This window comes from Sphingomonas sp. (assembly GCF_965200105.1).
In the GTDB taxonomy this organism is placed as follows: domain Bacteria; phylum Pseudomonadota; class Alphaproteobacteria; order Sphingomonadales; family Sphingomonadaceae; genus Solisphingomonas.
In genome coordinates this window covers 1,043,681-1,066,407 of record NZ_CBDATN010000002.1, presented here as the reverse complement: position 1 = coordinate 1,066,407, position 22,727 = coordinate 1,043,681, and the positions used below count along the sequence as shown (strand labels likewise).

20 protein-coding genes and 1 tRNA gene are annotated in these 22,727 nt (G+C 65.9%); 9 read left to right on the top strand and 12 right to left on the bottom strand.

Going from position 1 to position 22,727, the window contains the following annotated elements:
- Positions 1–43 precede the first annotated feature (43 nt).
- On the bottom strand, positions 44–802 hold the full coding sequence (locus ACOFKX_RS06495) for an EipA family protein (protein WP_419826232.1): 759 nt from the start codon (positions 800–802) through the stop codon (positions 44–46).
- Between the two features lie 125 nt (positions 803–927).
- Here ACOFKX_RS06495 and ACOFKX_RS06490 point away from each other — a divergent pair.
- Positions 928–1,017: transfer RNA gene (locus ACOFKX_RS06490), tRNA-Ser, on the top strand.
- A gap of 185 nt (positions 1,018–1,202) precedes the next feature.
- On the opposite strand, the gene ACOFKX_RS06485 is transcribed toward ACOFKX_RS06490, so the two are convergent.
- From ACOFKX_RS06485 to ACOFKX_RS06475, 3 genes are all read right to left on the bottom strand, one after another.
- Positions 1,203–1,679 carry a hypothetical protein gene (locus ACOFKX_RS06485; RefSeq protein ID WP_419826231.1) on the bottom strand — a complete coding sequence of 159 codons (477 nt, stop codon included), beginning with the start codon at positions 1,677–1,679 and terminating at the stop codon, positions 1,203–1,205.
- A gap of 61 nt (positions 1,680–1,740) precedes the next feature.
- Positions 1,741–2,007, bottom strand: coding sequence for a hypothetical protein (locus ACOFKX_RS06480; protein WP_419826230.1), 267 nt, complete (start codon positions 2,005–2,007; stop codon positions 1,741–1,743).
- Positions 2,008–2,120: 113 nt separating this feature from the next.
- Positions 2,121–2,753, bottom strand: coding sequence for an SOS response-associated peptidase family protein (locus ACOFKX_RS06475; RefSeq protein WP_419826229.1), 633 nt, complete (start codon positions 2,751–2,753; stop codon positions 2,121–2,123).
- Positions 2,754–2,937: 184 nt separating this feature from the next.
- Between ACOFKX_RS06475 and ACOFKX_RS06470 the strand changes: the two genes are divergently transcribed.
- From ACOFKX_RS06470 to ACOFKX_RS06455, 4 genes are read left to right on the top strand one after another with little or no spacing between them, the layout of a single operon-like run.
- Entirely contained in the window at positions 2,938–3,702 is a 765-nt protein-coding gene (locus tag ACOFKX_RS06470) for an ImuA family protein (RefSeq protein ID WP_419826228.1), read from the top strand.
- A complete protein-coding gene (locus ACOFKX_RS06465) occupies positions 3,617–5,398 on the top strand; it encodes a Y-family DNA polymerase (protein ID WP_419826227.1) in 1,782 nt (593 codons plus the stop codon). Before ACOFKX_RS06470 ends, ACOFKX_RS06465 begins: the two co-directional genes overlap by 86 nt.
- Positions 5,395–8,679, top strand: coding sequence for an error-prone DNA polymerase (locus tag ACOFKX_RS06460; protein WP_419826226.1), 3,285 nt, complete (start codon positions 5,395–5,397; stop codon positions 8,677–8,679). The genes ACOFKX_RS06465 and ACOFKX_RS06460 overlap by 4 nt, the downstream gene beginning before the upstream one ends.
- A 33-nt stretch (positions 8,680–8,712) precedes the next feature.
- Positions 8,713–8,961, top strand: coding sequence for a hypothetical protein (locus tag ACOFKX_RS06455; protein WP_419826225.1), 249 nt, complete (start codon positions 8,713–8,715; stop codon positions 8,959–8,961).
- An 83-nt stretch (positions 8,962–9,044) separates the two neighbouring features.
- On the opposite strand, the gene ACOFKX_RS06450 is transcribed toward ACOFKX_RS06455, so the two are convergent.
- From ACOFKX_RS06450 to ACOFKX_RS06425, 6 genes are all read right to left on the bottom strand, one after another.
- Positions 9,045–9,350 carry a hypothetical protein gene (locus tag ACOFKX_RS06450; protein ID WP_419826224.1) on the bottom strand — a complete coding sequence of 102 codons (306 nt, stop codon included), beginning with the start codon at positions 9,348–9,350 and terminating at the stop codon, positions 9,045–9,047.
- 112 nt (positions 9,351–9,462) lie between these two features.
- A complete protein-coding gene (locus tag ACOFKX_RS06445) occupies positions 9,463–10,083 on the bottom strand; it encodes a hypothetical protein (protein WP_419826223.1) in 621 nt (206 codons plus the stop codon).
- A 116-nt stretch (positions 10,084–10,199) separates the two neighbouring features.
- Entirely contained in the window at positions 10,200–10,856 is a 657-nt protein-coding gene (locus ACOFKX_RS06440) for a DUF805 domain-containing protein (RefSeq protein ID WP_419826222.1), read from the bottom strand.
- Positions 10,857–11,212: 356 nt separating this feature from the next.
- Positions 11,213–11,806 carry a hypothetical protein gene (locus ACOFKX_RS06435; RefSeq protein WP_419826221.1) on the bottom strand — a complete coding sequence of 198 codons (594 nt, stop codon included), beginning with the start codon at positions 11,804–11,806 and terminating at the stop codon, positions 11,213–11,215.
- A gap of 3 nt (positions 11,807–11,809) precedes the next feature.
- Positions 11,810–12,193 (bottom strand): DUF3768 domain-containing protein, encoded by a 384-nt coding sequence (locus ACOFKX_RS06430; RefSeq protein ID WP_419826220.1) that lies wholly within the window; start codon positions 12,191–12,193, stop codon positions 11,810–11,812.
- Positions 12,194–12,238: 45 nt separating this feature from the next.
- Positions 12,239–12,820, bottom strand: a complete 582-nt coding sequence (locus ACOFKX_RS06425; RefSeq protein WP_419826219.1) for a tyrosine-type recombinase/integrase — start codon at positions 12,818–12,820, stop codon at positions 12,239–12,241.
- Positions 12,821–13,424: 604 nt separating this feature from the next.
- On the opposite strand from ACOFKX_RS06425, the gene ACOFKX_RS06420 reads away from it, so the two are divergent.
- The 4 genes from ACOFKX_RS06420 (at position 13,425) to ACOFKX_RS06405 (ending at position 18,941) form a co-directional block, all read left to right on the top strand.
- Positions 13,425–13,847 carry a hypothetical protein gene (locus ACOFKX_RS06420; RefSeq protein WP_419826218.1) on the top strand — a complete coding sequence of 141 codons (423 nt, stop codon included), beginning with the start codon at positions 13,425–13,427 and terminating at the stop codon, positions 13,845–13,847.
- On the top strand, positions 13,844–16,894 hold the full coding sequence (locus ACOFKX_RS06415; RefSeq protein ID WP_419826217.1) for an HsdM family class I SAM-dependent methyltransferase: 3,051 nt from the start codon (positions 13,844–13,846) through the stop codon (positions 16,892–16,894). Before ACOFKX_RS06420 ends, ACOFKX_RS06415 begins: the two co-directional genes overlap by 4 nt.
- On the top strand, positions 16,891–17,550 hold the full coding sequence (locus ACOFKX_RS06410) for a hypothetical protein (protein WP_419826216.1): 660 nt from the start codon (positions 16,891–16,893) through the stop codon (positions 17,548–17,550). Before ACOFKX_RS06415 ends, ACOFKX_RS06410 begins: the two co-directional genes overlap by 4 nt.
- A gap of 266 nt (positions 17,551–17,816) precedes the next feature.
- The gene (locus tag ACOFKX_RS06405) at positions 17,817–18,941 is read left to right on the top strand and encodes a hypothetical protein (protein WP_419826215.1); all 1,125 of its coding nucleotides are present in this window, start codon (positions 17,817–17,819) and stop codon (positions 18,939–18,941) included.
- Between the two features lie 60 nt (positions 18,942–19,001).
- Here ACOFKX_RS06405 and ACOFKX_RS06400 read toward each other — a convergent pair whose 3' ends face one another.
- Together ACOFKX_RS06400 and ACOFKX_RS06395 are read right to left on the bottom strand one after the other, a co-directional pair.
- Complete coding sequence (locus ACOFKX_RS06400; protein WP_419826214.1) at positions 19,002–21,278, bottom strand: HsdM family class I SAM-dependent methyltransferase; 2,277 nt, start codon at positions 21,276–21,278, stop codon at positions 19,002–19,004.
- On the bottom strand, positions 21,209–22,429 hold the full coding sequence (locus tag ACOFKX_RS06395) for a hypothetical protein (protein WP_419826213.1): 1,221 nt from the start codon (positions 22,427–22,429) through the stop codon (positions 21,209–21,211). Before ACOFKX_RS06395 ends, ACOFKX_RS06400 begins: the two co-directional genes overlap by 70 nt.
- Between the last annotated feature and the right edge of the window lie 298 nt (positions 22,430–22,727).

The window sequence follows — 22,727 nt, the reverse complement described above, 5'->3', positions numbered from 1 at the left end:
CTCCCTTGGCCCGGTAGCGGCGCGGACGCCGGGCCGCAATGCCTTAGAAGGGCATCCACTTGGATCGATCGGTGAATTTCATATAGCCAACGTTGGCGCCGAGCCGCCAGCCAACACCGAGCCGGATTGGAATAAGGACGACATCGCCGCGCCGAAGATAGCTGGCCGTGAAGCCGCCGACCAGGTAGGCGGCGCCCTCCGCCGCGGGAAAACGATGGTACAGATCCTGCGTGTCGTAGAGGTTGTAGACGAGCACGAAGTTCTTGGCGGCGTTACCGCCGATATCGAAGCCGAGCGAGGGACCCGTCCAGTAGACCGGCCGGTCGCCCTCGATCTTGTGGTGGAGCACCCCCGAGCCATAGCGTATGCCGACCGCGAAGGCGGCTCCTGCCTCGCGTCCCGCGATGTAGGCGGTGGGACGGCCCTGGTCCTTGAGGATACGCTCGATCAGCTTGCCGAGGCCTTGTGCGCCGCGCCCGAATACGCCCTCCGCTGCCTCGAACACGTCCTGCTGCTCGTAGGTCTGCGCTTCTGGCGCGCGAGAGGCATTAGGGGGGGGGGGCTTCGCGGCACCAGGCGAGAGGCTCGTCTCATCGGAGCCGTTCGTGGGCGCAGGCGGAGGCGTCGCGGCCCTGTCGCTTTCAGGCTGGCCACCCCCGGGCGCAAGATCGGAACGGACCTGCGGCGAGGAAGGATCAACGGTGCGGATCTGCGCGCCTGTGAGAGCGGGAGCGCCGGCGATTGCCAGCGCGAGGGAGGCGAATGTCGCGCGACGAGCAACCATGAGCAGTCTGGTCATCATCACATCCCCCGCATCAAGTCGTGGCGATTAAGCGCAAGCGGGCTTGCCGCGCAATGAACGACGTCGGGTTCTGAGAGCCGGCCATTGTGCCTTTCTGCAAGGGCCGTTATAGGCAGCGCTACCTAGGAGATGTGGGTGAGCGGCTGAAACCAACGCTTTGCTAAAGCGTCATACGGGAAACCGTATCGAGGGTTCGAATCCCTCCGTCTCCGCCAGATGGCACTGATTTAGCTACGAAACTTAGACGTTCGGCGGGTGATGCCCACTGTCGTGCCCACTATGTTTGTGGCTCGCGGCGGACATCGGCGAACGGTTCCGGTCTTCAGCAGCGTACGAGTCACGTTTCGATGTGAATGGTGCCAGTAGCGGTTACGGTAGATGACCCTGCCGCATCGCGACGCTAGAGAGTAAGCGGAGGCAGCGCGAAGCGTATGTAGCTCGGGTCTGCCGAGATCCGGAGCTTCTGTCCTCCACTTAGCCCGCCGGTGTGCGCCGCGATAATCTCGATGACGCTACCGGGCTGGTGATGCTCCGGCTTCGTCGCCGGATCAGGCATGTAGATCAACGCGTGGTGCAAGCTGCCGGGGACGTCGACGGTCGCGCGGAACAGCCAGAAGTTCTCGGCCGGCATGACCGGAGACCAGACGACGTCCCTGAGCTCGATCTCCGGTGCGAGCACCCGCGGCACGGCCGGCGCGAGGTCGACGTTGATGGTGCCCATCACCGGCTCGGCTCCGATCAGCGCGGCGAGATCGACGCCACGTGCCCGGAACAGCGGCGCCTGAAGCGCGATCGTGCCGGCAGGGAAGCGAGGATCCGCTGCTCTGCCCGACGCGACGCCATGGCCGGTGACCACGATGCCAGACGCCTGGTTCACGCGGAGCCTGCGGCAGCGATCGGACGGAGAGGCAGCGCCGACGGAAGCCAGACGTCGAGCTTCACCGCCGGAACGGGATGACCTTGGCGCTGTCGAGGAACGCCGCCATGCCTTCCTCGGCCAAGGTCTCGCGGAACGCCGCTTCGGCGGCATCGTCGGAGTCGAAGAGCTCGTCCCACACGGTGGACGTGCCCTTGTCGTTCACGACCTCGAGCGCCCAGCCCGGACGATTCTCGAGCCGGTAGATCTCCACACGGACCGACCTTCCCTCCCGCGTGACGATGCGAGACAAGCCGGACGTGATCAGGTTGGGGTCGCGGTCTGCCACGCAAGTCTCCTTGGCACGAAGCTACTCCGCCAATCCGGCGGCGCCAACGCCTGCCGTGCGGCCAGGCCGGCCATGCCTGGGAACGGTCGAGGCCGGGTTCTGCCGACCGGCGGCTAAGCCTCGTCACGCCGCGTCGGGAACACCGGCCCTCGCACCGTCATCTGCGCGGCGTCGTACGGCTGCTGCAGTCGAACCACCTCGTCGTAGGATCCGCGCAGCCAGGTATCCACGTCCTCCGATGCGAGGATCGTGATCATCGCCTTGGGGTGGATCGGCCGCACCAGCTCGTTTGGGTCGCATGTCACCATCGTGAAGCCGCGGCCCTCTCGCGTGCGCTGCCAGAAGCCGGCGACCGCGAACACCGGCTGCTCCGGCACCGCAGACCACATCTCGCCCTTGAGCGGCGGCTTGCCGTCGCCAAGGTCGTGCTTGTCGGGCGTCCACTCGCAGAACTCGGTCAGCGGCACGAGGCAGCGGTTCTCCGGCCGCTCGGCGAGCCTGCGCCACTGCGGCAGCCCGAGGTTGCGCACGTTGGTCATCGGCCATGCCGCCTGGCCGCCGAGCACGTCCCACTCCATCACGTCCCAGGCTCGCTCGCCGGCTTCCTCGCGGATAACGTAGGCGCGACCCTTGGGGCGCAGCTCGTGCGGATCGAAGCGGTTGTCGCGCGGGCGCTCGTCGAACAGCGCACTGGTGGCGCCGAAGATGGTCTCGGGCTCGTAGGACATGCGCGCGCGGTTGCACATCGGCCGGTTCCTCTTCGCGAGCGCCGCCGCTCGACCTCGCCGGCGAGACGCTGGCAGGCATCTACCGGCAGCGCCGGCGCGCGTCGATCCGGCGTCGAAGGTTTCGCATCAGGACAGCGCGAGCCTGTTGACCAATCATCAACCGCGCGAGAACATAGGAGGAACATTACGAGTCGAGTCCCGCATGCTTTCCGCCCCTCCGCCAATCCCGCTAGCCGAGCTGAAGGCGATCGTCGCCGCAGCCGACGTCGGCGCGCCGTCGGCGGTGCTCCCCTTCGGTGTGGCGGCCGTCGATGACCGTCTCGCGGCGCGCGGTCTCGCTTTGGGCGGGCTGCACGATGTGGCCGCAGCGTCGCCGGCGCTTGGTGATGATGCCGCCGCGACGCTGTTCCTGGGCGGCATCGTCGCGCGGTGCGCGCTGGCAGCCAGCGCGCCGGTGCTGTGGGCGCTGACCCGCTTCGATCTCTACGCGCCGGGGCTGGAGCAGGTCGGCTTGCCGGCATCATCGGTGCTCTACGCTGAAGCGCGAGACGATGCCGCGTTGCTCGCGGTCGTCGAGGACGCGGTGCGCGACGGCACGCCTGCCGCCGTCGTGGGTGAGGTGCGTGCCGCCTCGATGGTCGCGACGCGCCGGCTGCAGCTCGTCGCCGGTGAGGCGGGCGTGCCGGTCCTGTTGCTGAGAAGGTGGCGAAGAGCCGGCGTCGACCCGCTGTCCGCCCCGTCCGCGGCGGCGACGCGCTGGCGGGTCGGCTGCCTGCCGTCCGCACGGCTGCCGGTGGCGGGCGTCGGCCGCGCGCGCTGGCGCGTCGATCTCGTCCGCCAGCGCGGCGGCGAGGCTCATTCCTGGAACCTGGAGGGCTGCGATGCGCATGGTCGCCTCGCTGTTCCTGCCCCATCTCGCGATCGAGCGGGTGCGACGGCAGGAACGGCGCACGCACAAGCCGCCTGAGCCGCGCGCGCTCGAGCTGCCGGTCGACGACGACCCCGGCGCTTGCTCCGTCCCCCGCGGCGGCGGCTGGCGGCCGGGCGCGCGCTGGGCGCGCGCCGACGTTGCGGCGAGGGTTGTCGCGCTGCCGGTGCACCAGCAGCCCTCGATCCGCGAGCTCGGCCGGCGATCGGAGGCGGCCGAGCCCGTGTTCCGCCGCAAGCGCGGGCGGGAGGCCGTCTCGCCCGCGACGTCTCCCGTCGTATCGACAGCATTGCCGGAGCACCCGCCGCTGGTGCTTGTGGCGCAGGTCGGCCGCCGCCAGGAGGTGACCGCATCCTGCCCGGCGGCGCAGGCGCTGGGCGTTCCTGTCGGCATGGCGGCGACGCACGCCCGCGCGTTGGTGCCTGGGCTGGACGTACGCCCGCATGACATGGGCGGCGACGCGGCGCTGCTCGATCGTCTGGCGTTGCATGCGGTGCGGCACTGGACGCCGACGGTCGCGCACAGCGGTGCCGACGGTCTCTGGCTGGACCTGACCGGTGCCGCTCACCTTCACGGCGGCGAGCACGCCTTCTGCTGCCGCCTTGTCCGCTTTCTCGCTCGCCTTGGTCTCACCGCACGCATCGCGGTGGCCGCAACGTCCGGCGCCGCGTACGCGCTCGCCCGCCACGGTGGCGACGAGGTCTGCGTCACGCCGGCGAACTGGACGGCGGACTCGATCTGGCCGCTGCCGGTGGCGGCGCTGCGTCTGGACGACGACGCGCGCGCCGCCTGCCGCCGCTTCGGCCTGGAGACGGTAGGCGACCTCATACCCGTAGCGCGCGGCCCGCTGGCGCGGCGACTAGGGCAAGCGGCGGTGGACCGCCTCGACCAGGCGCTCGGCCGTCTGGCTGAGCCGATCGTGCCGGTGGTCGAGCATGAGGTGCCCGCGGTCGAGCGCCGGCTACTGGAGCCGGTCGGCACGCCGGAGGCGATCGCCACCGTGGCGGGCGACGTCGTGCGCGACCTCTGCGTGCTGCTCGCCACACGCGGCCTCGGTGCGCGTGCGATCGTGCTCACCGGCTTGCGCGTCGACGGCAGCGAGCAGCGGGTGGCGGTGGGTACGTCGCGCGCCACCCGCGAGCCCGAACACCTGCTGCGACTGCTAACGCTCAAGCTTGACCGCATCGATCCCGGCTTCGGCCTCGAGGCTTTCTGCCTTGCGGCACCGCGCACGGAGCCGTTGTCGGCGACGGCGCTGGGCGCGGTGCTGGCGGGCGAGACACGTCCCCGCGACGTAGCCGGTCTCGTCGACCGCGTTGCAGGTCGCATCGGCCCGGCGGCGGTGTTCCGGGCCGGGCCTGTCGACAACCACGTCCCCGAGCGCGCCCAGCGCCGCTGTGACCCGCTGGCCGAGCTCTGCGCCTTCCCCGAGTGGAAGCGACCCGTCCGTCTGCTCCGCCGCCCAGAGCGGCTCGACGGCGTGGTGGCGCTGCTGCCCGACCACCCCCCCAAGCGCTTCTCGTGGCGTGGGCAGGCGCGCACCGTCGTGGCGGGCGACGGACCCGAGCGCATCCACGGCGAGTGGTGGCGGCGCGACGGCGAGGTCTGGCAGTGCCGCGACTATTTCCACGTCGAGGACGAGGCCGGCCACCGCTACTGGATCTTCCGACGCGGCGACGGCGTCGAGGGCAACACCGGCGACCTGACGTGGCACCTTCATGGGCTGTTTGGATGAGTCCGCCCTACGTCGAGCTCCAGCTCCTCACCCACTTCTCCTTCCTTCGCGGTGCCTCGTCGCCCGAGGAGCTGTTCTCGGCGGCCGCGCTGCTCGGCTACGACGCGCTCGGCGTCGCCGATCTCGGGACGGTGGGTGGCGTGGTCCGCGCCTGGGAGGCGCAGAAGACGACCGGCGTACGCCAGATCGCCGGCGCCCGCGTCGATCTCGCCTGTGGACGGAAGCTGCTGCTCTACCCGACCGACCGTCTCGCCTGGTCGCGCCTCACGCGGCTGCTGACGATCGGCAAGGCGCGCGCCGGCAAGGGCGGCTGCCTGCTCGAGTGGGCGGACCTGCGGGCTTGGGCGGACGGCCTCGTCGCGATCCTGCTGCCCGACGCGGCGGACGACGCCAACGCCGTCGCGCTCGCCGACATGGCCGCGCTGTTTGGCGATCGCGCCTACATGGCGCTGTCGCACCGCCGCCGCCCCGACGACGCGCTGCGCCTGTTCGAGCTCGACACCCAGGCGCGCGCCGCCGGCGTGCGCTCGGTCGCGACCGGCGACGTGCTCTACCACGCCCCCGAGGTACGCCTGCTCCAGGACGTCGTCACCGCGATCCGCGAGAAATGCACCGTCGACGAGCTCGGCTTCCGACGAGAGCTTCACGCCGACCGCGCACTGAAGGGGCCGGACGAGATGGTCCGTCGCTTCCGCGACTATCCCGACGCCGTCGCTGCCACGCGTGAGATCGCGAGCCGCTGCCGCTTCGACTTGGGCGAGCTCAGCTACCAGTACCCTCATGAGCGGGTGCTGGAGGGGCGTACCGCGCACGAGGCCCTGGAGACGCTTACCCGCCGGGCGACCACCGCCATGTTCCCGGACGGCGTGCCCGACGCCTACGCCGCGCAGATCGCCCATGAGCTGAGGCTGATCGGCGAGCTGGACTACGCGCCATACTTCCTGACGGTGAACGCGATCGTCGCCGAGAGCAGGCGACGTGGCATCCTCTGTCAGGGGCGGGGCAGCGCCGCCAACAGCTGCGTCTGCTTCGTGCTCGGCATCACCAGCATCGATCCGATCAAGCACGAGCTCCTCTTCGAGCGTTTCGTCTCGGGCGAGCGCCGTGAGCCGCCCGACATCGACGTCGACTTCGAGCATGAGCGTCGCGAAGAGATCATCCAGTGGATCTACGAGACCTACGGGCGGACGCATGCCGCGCTCACCGCGGTTGTGTCGCGCTACCGCGCGCGCGGTGCGGTGCGCGACGTCGGCAAAGCGATGGGGCTGCCCGAGGATCTCACCGCCAGCCTCGCCGGGCTGGTGTGGGGATGGTCCGAGGAAGGGGTGGCCGAGAAGCACGTCGAGCAGCTCAACCTCGATCTCTCCGACCGGCGCCTTCGGCTCACGCTTGATCTCGCCCGCCGGCTGATCGGCGTGCCGCGGCATAGCTCGCAGCATCCCGGCGGCTTCGTCCTTACCCACGATCGCTTGGACGACCTTGTGCCGATCGAGCCCGCCGCGATGGCCGACCGCCAGATCATCGAGTGGGACAAGGACGACATCGACGCGCTGAAGTTCATGAAGGTCGATGTCCTCGGCCTTGGCATGCTCGGCGCGATGAACCGCGCCTTCGTGCTTCTGAAGCAGGAGAAGGGGATCACCGTCGGCCTCGCCGACCTCCAGGACGACGACCCTGCCGTCTTCGCCATGATCCAGAAGGCGGACACGCTCGGCACCTTCCAGATCGAGAGCCGCGCGCAGATGTCGATGCTGCCGCGAATGAAGCCACGCTGCTTCTACGACCTCGCCATCCAGGTTGCTATCGTCCGCCCCGGCCCGATCCAGGGCGACATGGTCCACCCCTATCTCCGCCGTCGCGAGGGGCTGGAGAAGCCCGAATACCCCAAGCCCGAGCTGCGCGCGGTGCTCGAGAAGACGCTCGGCGTCCCCCTCTTTCAGGAACAGGCGATGAAGGTCGCGATCGTCGGCGCTGGCTTCACACCCGCCGAGGCCGATGGCCTGCGCCGCGCCATGGCGACCTTCAAGTTCACCGGCGGCGTCAGCCACTTCTCGGAGAAGCTCGTCGAGGGCATGGTCTCACGCGGCTACCCGCGCGACTTCGCCGAGCGCACCTTCAAGCAGCTCGAGGGCTTCGGCTCCTACGGCTTCCCGGAGAGCCACGCTGCGAGCTTCGCCAAGATCGCCTACGCCTCCTCCTGGGTGAAGCATCATCACCCGGACGTGTTCTGCGCGGCGCTGATGAACGCGCAGCCGATGGGCTTCTACGCCCCCGCCCAGATCGTCCGCGACGCGCGCCAGCATGGCGTTGAGGTCCGGCCGCCGTGCGTCAACGCCAGCCGCTGGGACTGCACGCTGGAGCCGACGGATGGCCGCTGGCTGGCGGTGCGGCTGGGGCTCCGCCAGGTGCGCGGGCTTGCGAACGCGCATGGTGCTGCGATCGTCGGTGCCAGAGGCGACACACCGTACGAGAGCGTGGACGACGTCTGGCGCCGCGCCGGAACCCCACGTGCCGCGATCGAGCGGCTGGCCGAAGCCGATGCTTTCCACGCGCTCGGCGACGATCGTCGCCAGGGTCTGTGGAAGGTGCGGGGGCTCGGCGAAACACCGCTGCCGCTGTTCGCCGCCGCAGACAGCCGCGAGGCGGCGACGTCGGCGGAGGGCATCGAGCCCAACGTCGCGCTACGCCCGCTCACCGCCGGACGCGAGGTCGTGGAGGACTATGCGGCGCTCCAGCTCAGCCTGCGCGCCCATCCGCTCACCTTCCTGCGCCAGGAGCTCTCCGCCCGTCGTGTGCGGCGCTGCGCCGATCTCGAGCAGGTCCGCGACGGCACCCGCGTCGAGGTTGCTGGCATCATCCTCGTCCGCCAGAAGCCGGGCTCGGCTAAGGGCGTGCTGTTCCTCACCATCGAGGACGAGACCGGGATCGCCAACGGGATCATCTGGCCCGATCGTTTCGAGGCGCAGCGCCGGACCGTCATGTCGGCGGCGATGATCGGGATCCGCGGCCGCGTCCAGCGCGAGGGCGAGGTGATCCACGTCATCTCGGAGACGATCGTCGACTACACCGACATGCTCCGCCGCGTCGGCGACATGGACTTCCAGCACCGCACCGGCCGTGGTGACGGCGCCCGCCACTCGGGCACACCCGATCGCGGCGACGCCGGCTATAAGCAGGGGGGCTGGAGTCCGCGGCCGCGCGACTGCTACTGGCCGCCGCACGCCGACGGCATGGACCCGGAAGATGCCGTCGTGCGGGTCAAGGCCCGCAACTTTCGCTGACGCCAGGTGCCGCCGCTCTCGCGCCATAGCCAAGTGGTCATCGATCTCTCGGTCCGCATCCTACGCGATGCCATGCTGCGCTCAACGGAGGCGCGCGTCGACACGCTGCCGGTGCGCCTCGCGCTGCGCTGCCTGCTTACGCATTGCCCCGAGCGCTGGCCGCTGACGATGTTTTGGGATGCGGCAGCCCAAGAGAACGACATCGGCCGAGCGCAGGGCTGCACCGCCAGCTTCAACGGCATCGTGCGCCAGCTGAGAGTTGCCGGACTACATTGCACTTGACCGAACGGCGGCAGACCTGAGCGCGCAGTTCACGCTTTCGCGATTAGGGATACGTGGCACGCGATGGAGCCGGTGTCCGCTCGCTACCGGTCCTCGAGGACAAGGTTGCCGAGCAGGCAGGCTCGATACTCTTGGATCGGTAGGAGCGCTTGATGAACGACATTTGCGTCGAGGCCGTGAAAGAGGATCAGCTCCAACGCTTTTGCAAACAGCAGAGTGACTTGCTGATCCGCCCCTGCCATCCGGAAGTCGCCGCTAGGGCTGCCCCAACCTTTGCAGTAGCGCTTGTCGATCTTCTGTCCGACTTCGATTACCTTGATAGACGGTGTCAGAGTCCGATCGTCGCACCAGCGGATCCAGGCTCTGTCGAGCGGTAAGCTCTTGCGCATATACACAGCTCCCTGTGAGCCTAACTACCTCGATCGTGCGCAACTGGTGACAAAATGGCAACTCTGTAACCAGTCCTTGGCGCTCATTTCTTTAGCTGTCGATTTATCCGCTTTAGTTGGCCGGAAAGCGCTCCTCGCACTTGAACGACCGAAAGGTTGCTCCTCCATCGTCAGCTTGTACCACCTTGTTCGCGTCTAGACGCGCACGGTCACACTCATCAAACTTCGCCTCTCTAGCCGCTTGAGCTTCTGCCTCTTGCTTATCTTTGATGAACTCTTCATCGTAAGCCTTCTGGCTCTTTATCTGGTCCTCCAGCATTGCTTGCTGCAAAAGCGCCTTTTCCGCAGCACTTTCCGCCCGAACCTTCCGCTTCTGCTCCAAATCCCGCGACGCTTGCTTCGCTTCGTATTCCCGTTCCTCTTGTATCGCTGTCGCCACCGACGGGGGCAGAGGAGCCGGTCTGTAGTCGACGTTATTCTGCCGCGCTGCATCATCGCCGGCGTAGCGGAATGCCCAATTTACAAACAGAGAACGGTCGGACCCCTCTTGCCCAGTTCCGTATATTCCGTCGTCGCTAGGTCTCCCGTTTGGCGAAACGGGGTTCAACTTCAAGATGGTACGGCGGATGGACGCAGCATCCTGCATGTTTGGCATATCCGAGAAAAGCGATCCACCACAACTTGCAGCTGTGAGACAGATTGTCGTTACGAGTACAAAGCGGTGAAGTAGCATCAAGTCTCTCCTCGAACTCACCTGCGAAGTCGCTGGTCTTGCTACGGCCATGGGGCTTGATGAGAAGCCTTTCGTAGATGAGACATAGGTGTCGCTCTCTTGAGGACGCGTGGCGTTCACGTCCGTCTGCCGAGTCTGGCCAACATGGCAGTCTTCTGCTCGTCGAACTCGACTTGCGTAAGCACGCCTTGGTCGCGAAGCTCCGCCAGACGCTCGATCACTGCTATCGGATCGTCTTCGATGGTGTCCGCCGGGCGGGGGGAGATCGGTGCCAACAGCTTGGTGGTGAGGTCGGTCACGCCGGCGGAGGGTGCGTAGGTGTCCGGCTCTCCGTAGGCGTTCGCGATTGGGTTACCCGGCATAGCTAGCTGGACGAGCAGGTAGATCGCTCCGGCCAACACAGGTAGTCCCAGTACGACGCTGGCACCTAGGAGGAGGACGCTCCCTGATTGCTGTTGAAGATACTCGCCGGCAAGGACCATCAAGAATAAGATCGCAGTAGCGACTATGACCCCACCGTATATCCAGCTCCCGGGCAGGTTGCGATCGTGTAGCCGTCGTATGCCAACGCTAGCTTGAGGGATGATTGTTCCAAGGGTTAGCACCGATAGCGCAACACTGCTTTGCGAGCCGTAGGGGCTGCTGGCCGCGGCGTCGAAGGCTCGCGCGATCCACCCGGCGACGGTTGTGAGCAGGATCCATTGCCAGTACTCGGCACGGCCCGATCTTCCACTAAAGTCGAAGTAACGCTGTAGCGGGCGAAACGCCAACATAGCTGGTTCCTCTGTGTTGGAGGCTGGGATGAGATGAACGGCAGCCGACATCGCGCCCGCCGCCACGGAGGGGCAGGAAGCGAGCGCACGGCTTTGATCGGGATGCACCGGGCGCACGCGCCCGCGCAGGCTTACGACTCCCCCACGTTCGCCGCACCGCCCCGCCAGTCGGGACGGTTAGCCGCGCGCGAACGTAGGAACACGCGCCCCGCGTATTCCCCGAAGGTATTCTATTTCGCAGGCCGCCCGACCTGGAGGTCGAGAACCTACGTTCGCCGCGCAATGCGGGCCGCTCCTCACGGCTAAGATCGGAGCGACGATCTGAAGCTATGTCAGTCGCGCGGCGCTGTCCACGGTTAAGTGGGCGGCTTGGGGTGGAAGCTCAGCGCCACCACGCCGGTGGGCGCGATCTGATGCCGCCGAAGCGGGTGGTCGGTCGCCGAGCCGATCGAGCGGATCAGCACCCACCGGTAGCTTGCGCTATCGAAGAGCCTGAGGCGGTCGCCGTTGAAGCCGACGACGACCGTCCAATGATGATAGCAGCCGCCAAGCGTGATCAGGACGGGGTTGCCCTCGCGTATGCTGCGGCGCACGCGCCGCACCATGTCGCGGACCTCGAGCCTGGCCTCGCCTGCAAAGATCCACGTGGCGGTGACGCTGCCGGCGACGAGGTGGTCCGCCTCGGCAAGCACAGCCTCGCAGGCCCGGCGCCATGTCGCGTCCGTCATGCCGTCCTTGAGTGCGTAGCGGAGGCGACGGTGCCGGGCGAGCGTGACGATCCCGGCTTCGAACAGGCGCTTGGACTGGGGATGCCGTAACCGCTGGCCGGGATGGATGGCCAGTCGGACGGCGTTGATGATGGCATAGAGGCCGCAGAAGCCGTCGAGATCGCCTTGGCGCAGCGGGATCAGCTCCTTGGCGGCGAGCGCCAGCTTGGTGCGCGGGTTCACGCGTCAATACTCCGACGCGAGCATGATGGTCAGCACCCGGGCGGTGACCTCGGGGTTGGCGGCGTCGGGCGAGCCATATTCCAGCTGCTTGTCGTAGCAGTCGATCTTCCAGAAGATGCGCTGCCCTGCGACCTCGACGGCGCCGAAGTCGTGCTCGTCGTGGGGATCGTTGTCGGGGTTGAAGTCGGCAAAGCAGGAGACTTGTCTCAGCGCCCTTGCAAGATGGTCGGTCGCGAGCGCCTGCACGCCGGACGTGATCATGATGCGGCCGCCGGCAAACAGGCGTCGCAGCTCGTCGTTGAGATGGCGGATGCGGGCTTTGCGCTCGTCGAGCCTCTCGGCACCAGCGCGGTTGCAGGCATAGCTTTCCTGATCGCTGCGGGACATGCGGCAGCATCCTTTCCAATGATGGAGTGGGTAGAAGGGTAGGGGCTAGAGCCGCGCGATGAGCTTGCGCTGCGCCTCGCGATTGCCCTGGATGTAGCGCTCGGTGGTGGTGAGCGCCCGGTGCCCGGCGAGCTCTTGCACGTCGCGGAGCGAGCCGCCCGTGCCGGCGAGCACGCGTGCCGCCGTGGTGATGAAGGTCCGACGTCCGGAGTGCGACGAGCAACCGGTAAGCTCGAGGTCGCGGTAGAGCCGACCGAACCAGTTGACGATGCTGCGCGCCGTCATAGCCCGATCGCGTTCCGACCGGATCACCGGACCGTCGCGGGGCCGGCCGGCGGCGCGATGCAGCCGCCCCAGCGCGGTCGCCAGCTGCTTGTGCATGGGGATGTCGCGGGCGGAGCCCATCTTGGCGATGTAGCGGGCGACGCGCAGATGCGAGCCTACGCGGTTGTCGCTTGCCAGAACCATCGACCAGTCGAGGCCGGCGATCTCGCAGGCACGAAGGCCCGCCTTGAAGCTGAGCAGGATGATGACACGGTTACGGGCAGGGTGGCGCTGGTCGCAGACGTGCTCGAGCAGGCGGCGCACGTCTTCGCTCTCCAACGCCTTGGCAGGCTGTCGGGGCATGACGGTCTCGATGAGCTATGTGGGTGGGCGCTGGCCAGCTGAGTGGCAGCATCATTACGCTACCAGAACGATTGGCTGATGTCAAGCTGGGAGTGCTGGAGCACGCTCCAGCCGCTTGCTGTCGAGGATGATACCCCTCGCTCGATGGGCTGGCGCCACGAAGTGCGCACCGGCCGGTGAGAGGACTGGTGGAAAGCAGCATGTCTGCTTTGGAGCAGACAAAGAGGTCAATGCTCGTTCGTTCAGGTGCTTAGCATGGAGCTCTACTGCGAGCCGGTGGTCGGGGAAGCGGCTAGTCGGCAGCTAACACCAGCAACCAGTCTCCTCCACCTGTTCATGGAGCGAGGAAGCAGCCTCCCGCCCGCCACCATTGTAGGGTTCAGCCCGATCACGTGTCGGCGCTGAGCCATAACTAGACAATTGGTTGCGCAGGTGCGAGCCGAACCGCGATGAGCGACTGCAACGACCGCACGTCGAAATTGCGTCTGTGGCATTGCTGCAGCACGGCGGTGCGCGTAAAGACAGTCAGGTTTTCACGTTGTGAGCAACAGGTAAATTGGGCGTTAGGACGCTGCATTTCACGCAGGAGCAAGCTCGAGACGTCGTGGGCGTTTCGGTCGAGAAGCTGCGTCACTGGCGCAAGGCGGTTCCGTACCTGCACGGCAAGGCAGGCAAGGCCGCTCGGTTCACTTTTGCCGACATGCTCGGTCTGGCGGTCACGCTCCAGGTCGTCGACGGGCTAGGCGTCGGCATCGCCAATGTCAGGACGGGCGTCGATAAGCTATTCGAGCTGCTGTCGCGAACAGACGCCACCCGGCTGTCCGACATGATCGCGGTCGTCTCCGCAGACGCCTGCCGCCTGTGCCATGCGGGCGAGGTCCCTTGGTCGTATGCCGGCGAGGCTGTCGTCGTAGTGCCCTGTTGGCCACTGATCGAACGCTTGAGTGGGCAGGTGCTGCCGATCCCGCCCGATCCGCAGTCGGCGTTGCCATTTCCGCCGCAGGTTCTTCGGGCGCGGGGCCGATGAGCCATCCTGCTCTCAGTCGCATCCTCGAAGCGACCGGCTATCTCGAAGACGGGTCGCCCGCTCACGGCGTGAAGGTCGGCGACGACGCGCGACGGGATCGGCGCGGGCGTTCGTTCGCGCCGGACGCGGTCTGGCGCGGCGCGTCGTCGCTCACGGTCTATTTCAAATACCGTGAGACCGTGATTGACGATCCGGAAATCGAGGTTTGGCGTCGTGAGATCTGGAACGAAGGTTTTGCGCCGCTCCTCTGGGTTGTCTCGCCAGAGCGGATCGAACTCTATAACGGATTCGGCCGGCCGGTGTCGCCCAATGACGCCACCCGGCATCGGCTGAGAACATTCCTCGCCATCGAACACGAGCTCCAACAGCTCGACGAGCATGCCGGCCGGCTCGCGATGGAGACTGGCCAGTTCTGGTTGCGCCCGGGTGCGGTAAACCGCAAGACGAGTGTCGACGAGCAGCTCCTCTCCGATCTGGCGGCGCTCGAGCGCGACCTAGTCGGCGCGGGGCTTGACCGTCCCACGGCGCAAGGCCTGATCGGCCGCTCGATCTTCACGCAGTACCTGATTGATCGACAGATCGTCAGCCCTGAGCGGCTCAAGAACGAGTGTGGCGCGTCGAGCCTGCCCGCGGCCCTACGTGACGCTAACGCGACGCGTCAGCTCTTCGACTTCCTTGCTACTTCGTTTAACGGCGACATGTTCCCGGGCACGGCGGCCGATCGACTGTCCCCAGGCCACTTGTCGCGTGCAGCGGATTTTCTCGAAGCAGTGGATCCTAAGACCGGGCAGCTGACCTTCTTCCCATACCAATTCGACATCATTCCCGTCGAACTGATCAGCTCCATCTACGAGCAGTTCGCACACTCGAAGGCTGGACCTGAAAAGGCCGAAGAAGAGGAGCTAGAGTCGGCCGACGGAGCAGTGTTCCTCGAGGCGTCGGCTGAAGAAGCGCCCGGAGCAACAACGGCGGACGAGGCCAAGCGCCGGGGGGTGCACTATACGCGGTTGCCCGTCGTGTCCCTCATCCTCGACGAGGTTATGGCCGACATCTCGGGCAACGAGAGCGTGCTCGACCTCACGTGCGGCTCGGGCGTGTTCCTCGTCGAGGCGTTCCGACGGCTTGTTGCTCGCAAGGGCGGGGACGTGCCCTCCCGGAAGCTAATCCGCTCGACCCTTTACGAGCAGATCTACGGCGTCGACATCAGCGACGCCGCGATCCGAGTCGCGGCGTTCAGCCTCTATCTGGCCGCGCTGGAGCTTGATCCCGACCCGCAGCCGCCGGAGTCGCTTAAGTTCGAGCACTTGATCGGGCGAACGCTGCTCGTGGGCGACGCGCGTGACATCGAGACCAAGCCGGGGGGCGCATCCCTGCTGCAGCCGATGGAGGAGGCAACGGGAAAGTGCGAGCGCCGCACCTTCGACATTGTTGTCGGCAACCCTCCGTGGACCTTCCGCGGCAAGAAGGGGACGAAAGATCGCAAGGAGCGCGGAGGGTCCAAAGAACCGCGACAGCCTCGGGGTGAGGGCTTAGATTTCGTTCTGCGAGCGGCAGAGTTCGGCCACGGCGAGACTCGCTACGGGATCGTGCTCAGCGCCATGCCGTTCTTTGCAGGTAGCAAGACCGGTGCCGCGGCAGCCCGCTACGTGGTCGAAAAGCTGTCGCCGGCGACGCTGGTCAACCTCGCGCCGCATACGAAGTGGCTGTTCCCGACCGCGAAGATGCCCGCAGTGGTGCTCCTTGCCCGTCACCGGCCGCAGGCCGCGGACCAGCTGACGGTCGTCAACGTGCCGTGGTCGCCGTCCGCCGAGAAATCGTACACGTTCGAGATAGCGCCGAGTGACGTTACGGTGTTGCCCCTCGCGAGTTGGGCGGACAATCCCGAACGCTTGAAGGTCGCCGCCTTCGGGCGTGGCAGGGACATGCTCCTGCTAGATGATCTGCGCGACCGCTTCGGGGATCTGAACGGCTGGCTCAGCTCGATCGGCAGCATGTGGCGGGATGGGCTGATCCTCGGCAAGGAGAGTAACCGGACACGCGACGCAAGCTACCTACAAGAGCTGGAGGTACTCGGCACTAAGGCGCTCAAGCACTTTGCCGTCCCCGAGCATCTACCAATCTTCGAGCATGAGTACGCGCAATGGCCGCGTGCGAGAGAGACGTACCGGGCGCCGATCCTGCTCATCAAGGAGTTCCTGCAAGCCGGGCCGCGACCGATCACGGCGGTCGCCGATCGCGACACCGTCTACACGGACGCCTTCTTCGGCGCGGCGATCGGCGCGAAGCATCGTCAGAGCGCCCACCTGATCTCCGCCGTGCTCAGTTCAGCACTGGCATCCTGGTTCTTCTTCATGACCGCGTCCGAGTTCGGGATTTGGAAGAGGCGTCTCCTGACCAACGACGTCGGTCTCCTGCCGTTGCCCGACCCCTCCGAAGCGCTCGAAACCAAGGCGGGCCAAGCCATTCTGGCCATCGAGGCCGACTTCCGCGCCGGTGGCGTCGATCCGAACCGATGGAACGTGCTCGATGACGCTGTCTTCGACCTTTACGAACTGGACGAGTCCGACAGGATCATCGTGCGCGACGGGCTAACGCGGGCCGGATGGCAGTGGGCCGGCGGTCGAGAGATCGCCTCGGCGCCGGCGCACGTTGAAGATGATCTTGAGCCGTACGCCATCGCTTTCCTGAGCGGCATCGAGCCTTGGCTCGAGGCGGGCGGCGAGCAGCATATGCGAGCCGAGATTATCAGGCTCCCCGACGGGGCGCCGCTGCGGGTGCTCCGCTTCATTCTCGAAGAGGGGCGCGGACCTCCGACAGTCGAGACCGTAGCGGCTGAGGGTGAGCTCTCGGCGGTGCTGGATCGGATCGGCCGGCGGCTCGACGTGCGCCTCGGGACCGCGCTCGTCGGCCAACGCGAGCTGCGCGTGCACGGCGCTCAGGAAGTCGTCATCATCAAGCCGGCCGCGCGGCGCTTCTGGATGCCCGGGGGCGCGCTGGAAGATGCAGACATCGTTCTCGCCGAAAGTTTCGCCGGGGCGGCGACGTGAGGATTCCACTTGGGCAGTCGGCAGCCGTCGGCCGGACGTTCATAAATCTCAACTCAGCTATCACGCTGACGATCCTGCGCACCGTCGAGGCGGGCTGGGCCCTCGCGCGAGGCAGCCCGGCGGTACATCCCGCGGCGGACGAGGTCGCGATGACGGAGACGTTGCGCGACGCCATGCGGGAGGCGTTGCGCGTTCACAACCTGCCTTGGCGCAAAACCATGATCGTAGCGCCTGGCTCGGAGTCCCGGTCGCAGCCTGGGATGATCGCTCCCGACGGACGTACGGATATCCCGCTCTATCTGACCCGCGTGTACGCGCGCTCAGGCGAGCACGACCCGCACGCGATCATCGAATGCAAACGGGTGGCGGCGGGAGATGCTCACCTTGCCCGTGAGTATGTCATCGAGGGTGTCGATCGATTCCGAACTGGGAAATATTCTGAGAACCACGCGCGAGGCTTCATGGTCGGCTACGTGCTCTCCGGGACACCCAACGCCGTCATCGATGGGATCAACAGCTACCTTATCGGTCGGAAGCGGCTTGCTGACAGGCTTGAGCTGCCCCAAGCGACCGGAATGCCGGGCTGGGTCAGCCAGCACGCCAGGTCCGCGCCGAGCGATCCCGTCGAGCTCCATCATGCTATGCTGGTGGTTTAGGAAAGGATGTGTGCGTCAGACGCCGTTCACTGGTCGGACGATCGTAGTGACAGTTGATCAGCTAGACCCGCATGCGTAGGCCAGCTTCGCCCCTGGCGTTGAGCGTGGCCAGATTATCGGCGTACAAACGGAGGTGCGCGAATGGACCGCGCTTCTCAGTGGCTGTCCTCTGCTTTTGCTCGCGGTAACCCTGCATGTCGCCTTCGGACCCTCGTGCGGCTTCCCTGAAGGCTAGCCGCGCGGCATGAACCGTCTATCGTAACCTCATGAAAGATCTTCTGGAACGCGTCCGCTTCCGCCTTGCCGCCGGCTCCTACGCCAATGAGGCCGCGGTGTCTCACGGGGTCGTCACCCCAATCCTGAACGCTCTTGGTTGGGACAGCTCGGACCCTGACCAGCTCGTGCCTGAGTTTTCTATTGGACGCGGTCGCGTTGATTTCGCGCTGCTTGGCCTAGGCCGCCGTCCCAGTGTTTTTATCGAGGTGAAGGGGGTCGGACGTGCAGTCGATGGCGACCGACAGCTCTTCGAATACGCTTTTCACGAAGGCGTGCCTCTGTGCGTGCTGACCGATGGACGCGACTGGAGCTTCTACCTTCCGAGCGGACAAGGAAGCTACGAGGATCGGCGCGTCTACCGCCTCCAGCTCGATGATCGCGAGCCGGCGGAAAGCGAGTCTGTCCTTCAGCGCTATCTCGGTCGCGAACGGGTGCGATCCGGAGCGGCCTTCGAGGATGCGCAGCGCGACTATCGTGACGCCGCAGGTCGTCGTGAAGCTGCCACTGCGCTCCCCCGCGCCTGGAGCGAACTTCTCACCGAAAGGGAAGAGCTCCTGCTGGAGCTGGTTGCGGACAAGGCGGAGGGTATCTGCGGCTTCAGGCCGATGCCGGCGGACGTCTTCAACTTCCTCGCTGGGCTAGCGGCAGGCCCATCAACTATGCCATTGGCAAGGCCGTCTCGAGCGTCCGCTGCGCCGCCATCATTCATCGAATCTCGCGCGCAGGCCGAGCCACCGATACCGCTCGCCAGCCCTGCGCCAATGACGACGACGAAAGCGATCTCGTACAGGCTGTTCGGAAAGGAGCATGTTGCCGCCAGCGCGAACGTGGCACTGGTGCAGGTACTGGAGGCACTCGCGGCGACGGACCCAGTGAAGATCCCCGAGCTGGCCGGCCGGGTCCAGGGGCGCAGTCGGAACCACATCGCTCGCTCGCCGGAGGAGATCTACCCGTCTCGGCCCGACCTTGCGCGGGCGGCGGAGTTCCATCCTGGCTGGTTGGTTGGCCTCAACATCGCGAACCGCGAGAAGATGGGCATCATCAGGTCCGCCTGTCTGGTCTACGGCCTGACCCTGCCGGGCGACCTAGACATCAGCCTGCCGAACGCGAACTGACGCTGCCATCCGAACGGTGCCTGGTGTGGCCGTAGGCATCAGGATCGATGAGCATCGGGGTCAGGTTCGGTACCGGTCACGACGCTCCAAATTGAGGCGGCGGCCGTACTGGCGCGGCCGGAAGTAGGGATAGCGTGGCGTGGCGAGCGACAGGAATGGATCTTCGCTCATCTCCTTGTGGATGAAGTTGACGTCTTCTTCGGACAGGCCGAGCGCAGGACCGACGATCGCGTCTATGGCGGCCACAGCGTCGTAGATGTCAGCTTCCAGCTGTGCGGGCTCGAAGGCCTTGTCGAGTTCAGCGATCCTCTCGGCGACCGAGTCGGTCGAAGGCACGGGCAGGTCGAGGATCTTCTGCCAGTTGAGGACCTCGCCCTCCGCGCGTGACAGCCCGACACGACCGAGACGCGCGATGGTCTCATCATTGAAGGCAAGGGTGTGGTCCGTGTCCTCGGAAACCGGGAGCATCCACGTCTCGTCGCTGACCTCTATCTCACCGACGGAAATGGTCGGTTCCGGGGCATCTGAGAAGGCGCTCGACTTCTCGACTTTCGCGCCGCGCACGCTGCGGATGAGAGTTCTGAGTGGGACAACGTCCAGCGCCGCGATGGCGGCTCGGAGTTCGGATGTCTGCTCGTAGCGTCGACGACCGGCTGTGATGAGACGTTCGCGGGCCTGCTTCAACTCGTCGGCTTTCTCGACCAAGGTTTCGTTCCATGGGAGGTCGGCGATGGCGGTGGTGTAGAGATGGTTGCGCAGCTTGTTCTGGAAGGATCGGCGATTTCCGACGATGTGGAAGAAGCCGTAGATCGTCGACACGAAGACCGCGTCGAAGGGAACCTCCGCGAACTCCGGCCTAGGTGCGAAGATGACCCCGGTGTTCTCGATCGCCACGGCATGTGGATTGAACGGCGCGGCAACAGGCACGCGCTCGATGATCGGGATCGCGTAGGCGGTGGCAGGCAGGATCTGAGGCTGGCCCCACACGCTCGGCGTCGACGTGCTGCCGACGTCGAAGTTCACGTCGACGGGACTGCCGATGAACATGCCGGTGGAGAAGTTCTCGCCCTTGTAGGTCGTGTAGCCGCCATTCGGTATATGGGCGACCTTGCCGCGCTTCGCGAACCCGTCTTTGATGAAACGCTCTTCGGCCCACCGGGCTGCACCGTGTCCGGTCGGTTGAGTGAGCTGGGCAGGTTGATTCCGCTTCGTCCAATATCGCTGTGCGGCATCCTCGATCCGCCCGTTGAGGCGCAGTTTCCGCAGAATTTGGGCACGCTCGGGCGTTATGCGGGTCTGAATGCGCCCGTCGGGAGCAAAGAGGTCGGCATACCGAACATTGCGCTCGGGCAGATGATCGAAGACGAAGGTCGGGCGCTTCGAACCGTCCTCGAAGACGACGCAGCTGGCGTCGGCGGACCGGATCGAGATCGTGTCGTCGGCCGCAGCCTCGACGGCCTCGATGATCACGATCATCGGCAGCACGTCGGCGTCGAAGACGCTGCTCCAGATCAGTTCGAGATCCACGATTTCGCGGATCGCAAAGCGGCCGCCGGGCTGCAGAAGCTTGCGGAACGCAGCGGACTCCCGCGACGTGCAGAGCGACAGAGGCACAATGAAGCCGACCTTGCCCGGTGGTCCATCCTCGCTTCCCGATGCCCGGCACCAGTGGTCGAGAGCTCTGTAAAGGAAAAGGGTGTAAGCATTGGCCTTGGCGCCGACGCCCTGAAAACCCTCGTCGCCTCTCGTCCGAACGCCTGTGAAGTATTCGACGGCATGGCTCTCCAGATCGTTTGAGCGCTCGGCGCGGACGTATGGTGGGTTGCCGACCACGGCGTCGTAGCCAGTGCGATCGATCTCGCCGAAGCGGCTCTGCGTCGGATCGTAGAGGAAGCCGGGCAGCAGGCTATTGGCGCGCTCGGCGATCCGCAGGTCGGGGAAGCCGACCGCCTGGATCTCGTCGCCGAAGGCCAGGAGATGCCAAAGCAGCTGGATCTGAGTGAGCACAGCCGAGAAGGGGTTGAGGTCGTTTCCGGCGAGATGTTCGACCGCCTGCTTGGCCTCGGAATAGTTACCCGTCCCGCTGTCGGCGATCTCACCGTAGACTTGGCGGTACCGCTCGATCAAGAATGTGCCGCTCCCGCAAGCTGGATCAATCACGCTCGCGTCCGACGGCAGGTTCAGCCTGTCGAGGATGTAGCGCGCGATGGAGGGGGGCGTGTAGTACTCACCCTGTTCCTTGCGCTGCTGTCGATCTAGGAAGCGATCTAGACGCCGGTCATCAGGTCGCCGCGCGCGGTGGCGAAGTCGAAGCGCGACATGCGGAAGAGCGACCATTCTAGCGTTCTGCTGAGATCCGGCGAGGACATGGCGATGATCCAGTCCATCTCGGTCTCGTCGAAGGCAGACGAGTAGAAGTGACCTCCCGTGCGGTAGGCCTCCTCCAGCAGGCGCGTGTATCCGTGGCCGAAGTATTCCTTCATCCCTTGGAAGGCCTGGACGCCGCCGTTGCATAAATAGCGTCTGCGAAGCCGCCCAGATGGAGTCTCCTCGTCGAAGAACCCGTGGTCCTCGAGGAAACGGATCAGCAGGACGCGAGCGAGAATGAGGTTCGCGGTCTCAGTGGCGAAGAAACGCTGCACCTTTGAAAAATCGTCGGCAAGGGATAGGCCGGTGCGCTCAGAAAATCGCGGCAGGGCATCCAACGTCAGCCGGGCAATCGCAGGATTCTGAACGAGGAAGCGACGGAGCACCTGCGAATCGCGGCGATGCTCGATGTCCTGCTCGCGGCCTGCGATGACCCGACCCTCGATAGCGATCGGATACGGGCGAAACAGGTAGCCGCCGTACCTTTCACCGAATTCGTCCACCCTGGTCTGGATCTCGGCCCGTTGGGGCTCAAGCTGCCTGAGGGCGCGGAGCGTCGCCTGCTGGAGGAGCTGTGTGGTCTCGGTCAACGTGTCGAAAAACACGTTGCGGTTGACGCCCGACTTCAGCGACTCCTCAGCTGTAGGCGCGTAGCCAGGTGGAAAGGAGAGCTTGTCCCGAGCGATCAGGCTCTCCTCGCCATTGCGGAACGCCTGAAGCAGACGCGGCACGCCCGCCTCTTCGGCCCGCATCGGGGTGAACGCGGCGTCGAAGTCTTCGAGCGTACCCCCGTCAAGCAGGAACTCGACGTCGGCGGACTGATCCGCTCCGACGCTGCGCATCACCATCATGGTGGGATCGACCATGACGAAGAAGGCGGTGTCCGCCGTTATGTACTTCGCCTTCTCCTTGAACAGAGCGTTTCGTCGTTTCGGGTTGGCCACGGCGCCGTGCTCGTCCTTTGCTTCGAGCACGATCCAGGAGACGCGGCCACCATCGTTGCCGCCCTCGGCGTAGACTGTGATGTCGGGACGGCCGCGCTGGCCCCCGACATCCGCCACGACCGCGCTGCGGGCGTAGCCGAGCACGTCGCAGAAAATGTCGCGAAGGAAGCCGTACATGGCCGCCTCCTGCCCTCGACGGGTCGCGACGAGTTCATTCAGCGATGTAGTTAGTATCGCAGAGCGTTGTGGATCAGTCGGCATTCACAGCCGTCTAGGTGCTCGGAGCGCATTCGGAAACCATGAGCTCCACATCTGCTTTTTTGCAGAGGGGACCGGAGCGCACCCACGAGCGGACGCATCGCGTTCGCCGTTAAGGATCAGCTCGACCCATATGCTGGTGCGCCTGCAGGGCACCGGCGGAAAGCTCTCCAGCAGGGCCGCCACTCGTCGCGAGGGCAGCCGCAGGAACTCGCCG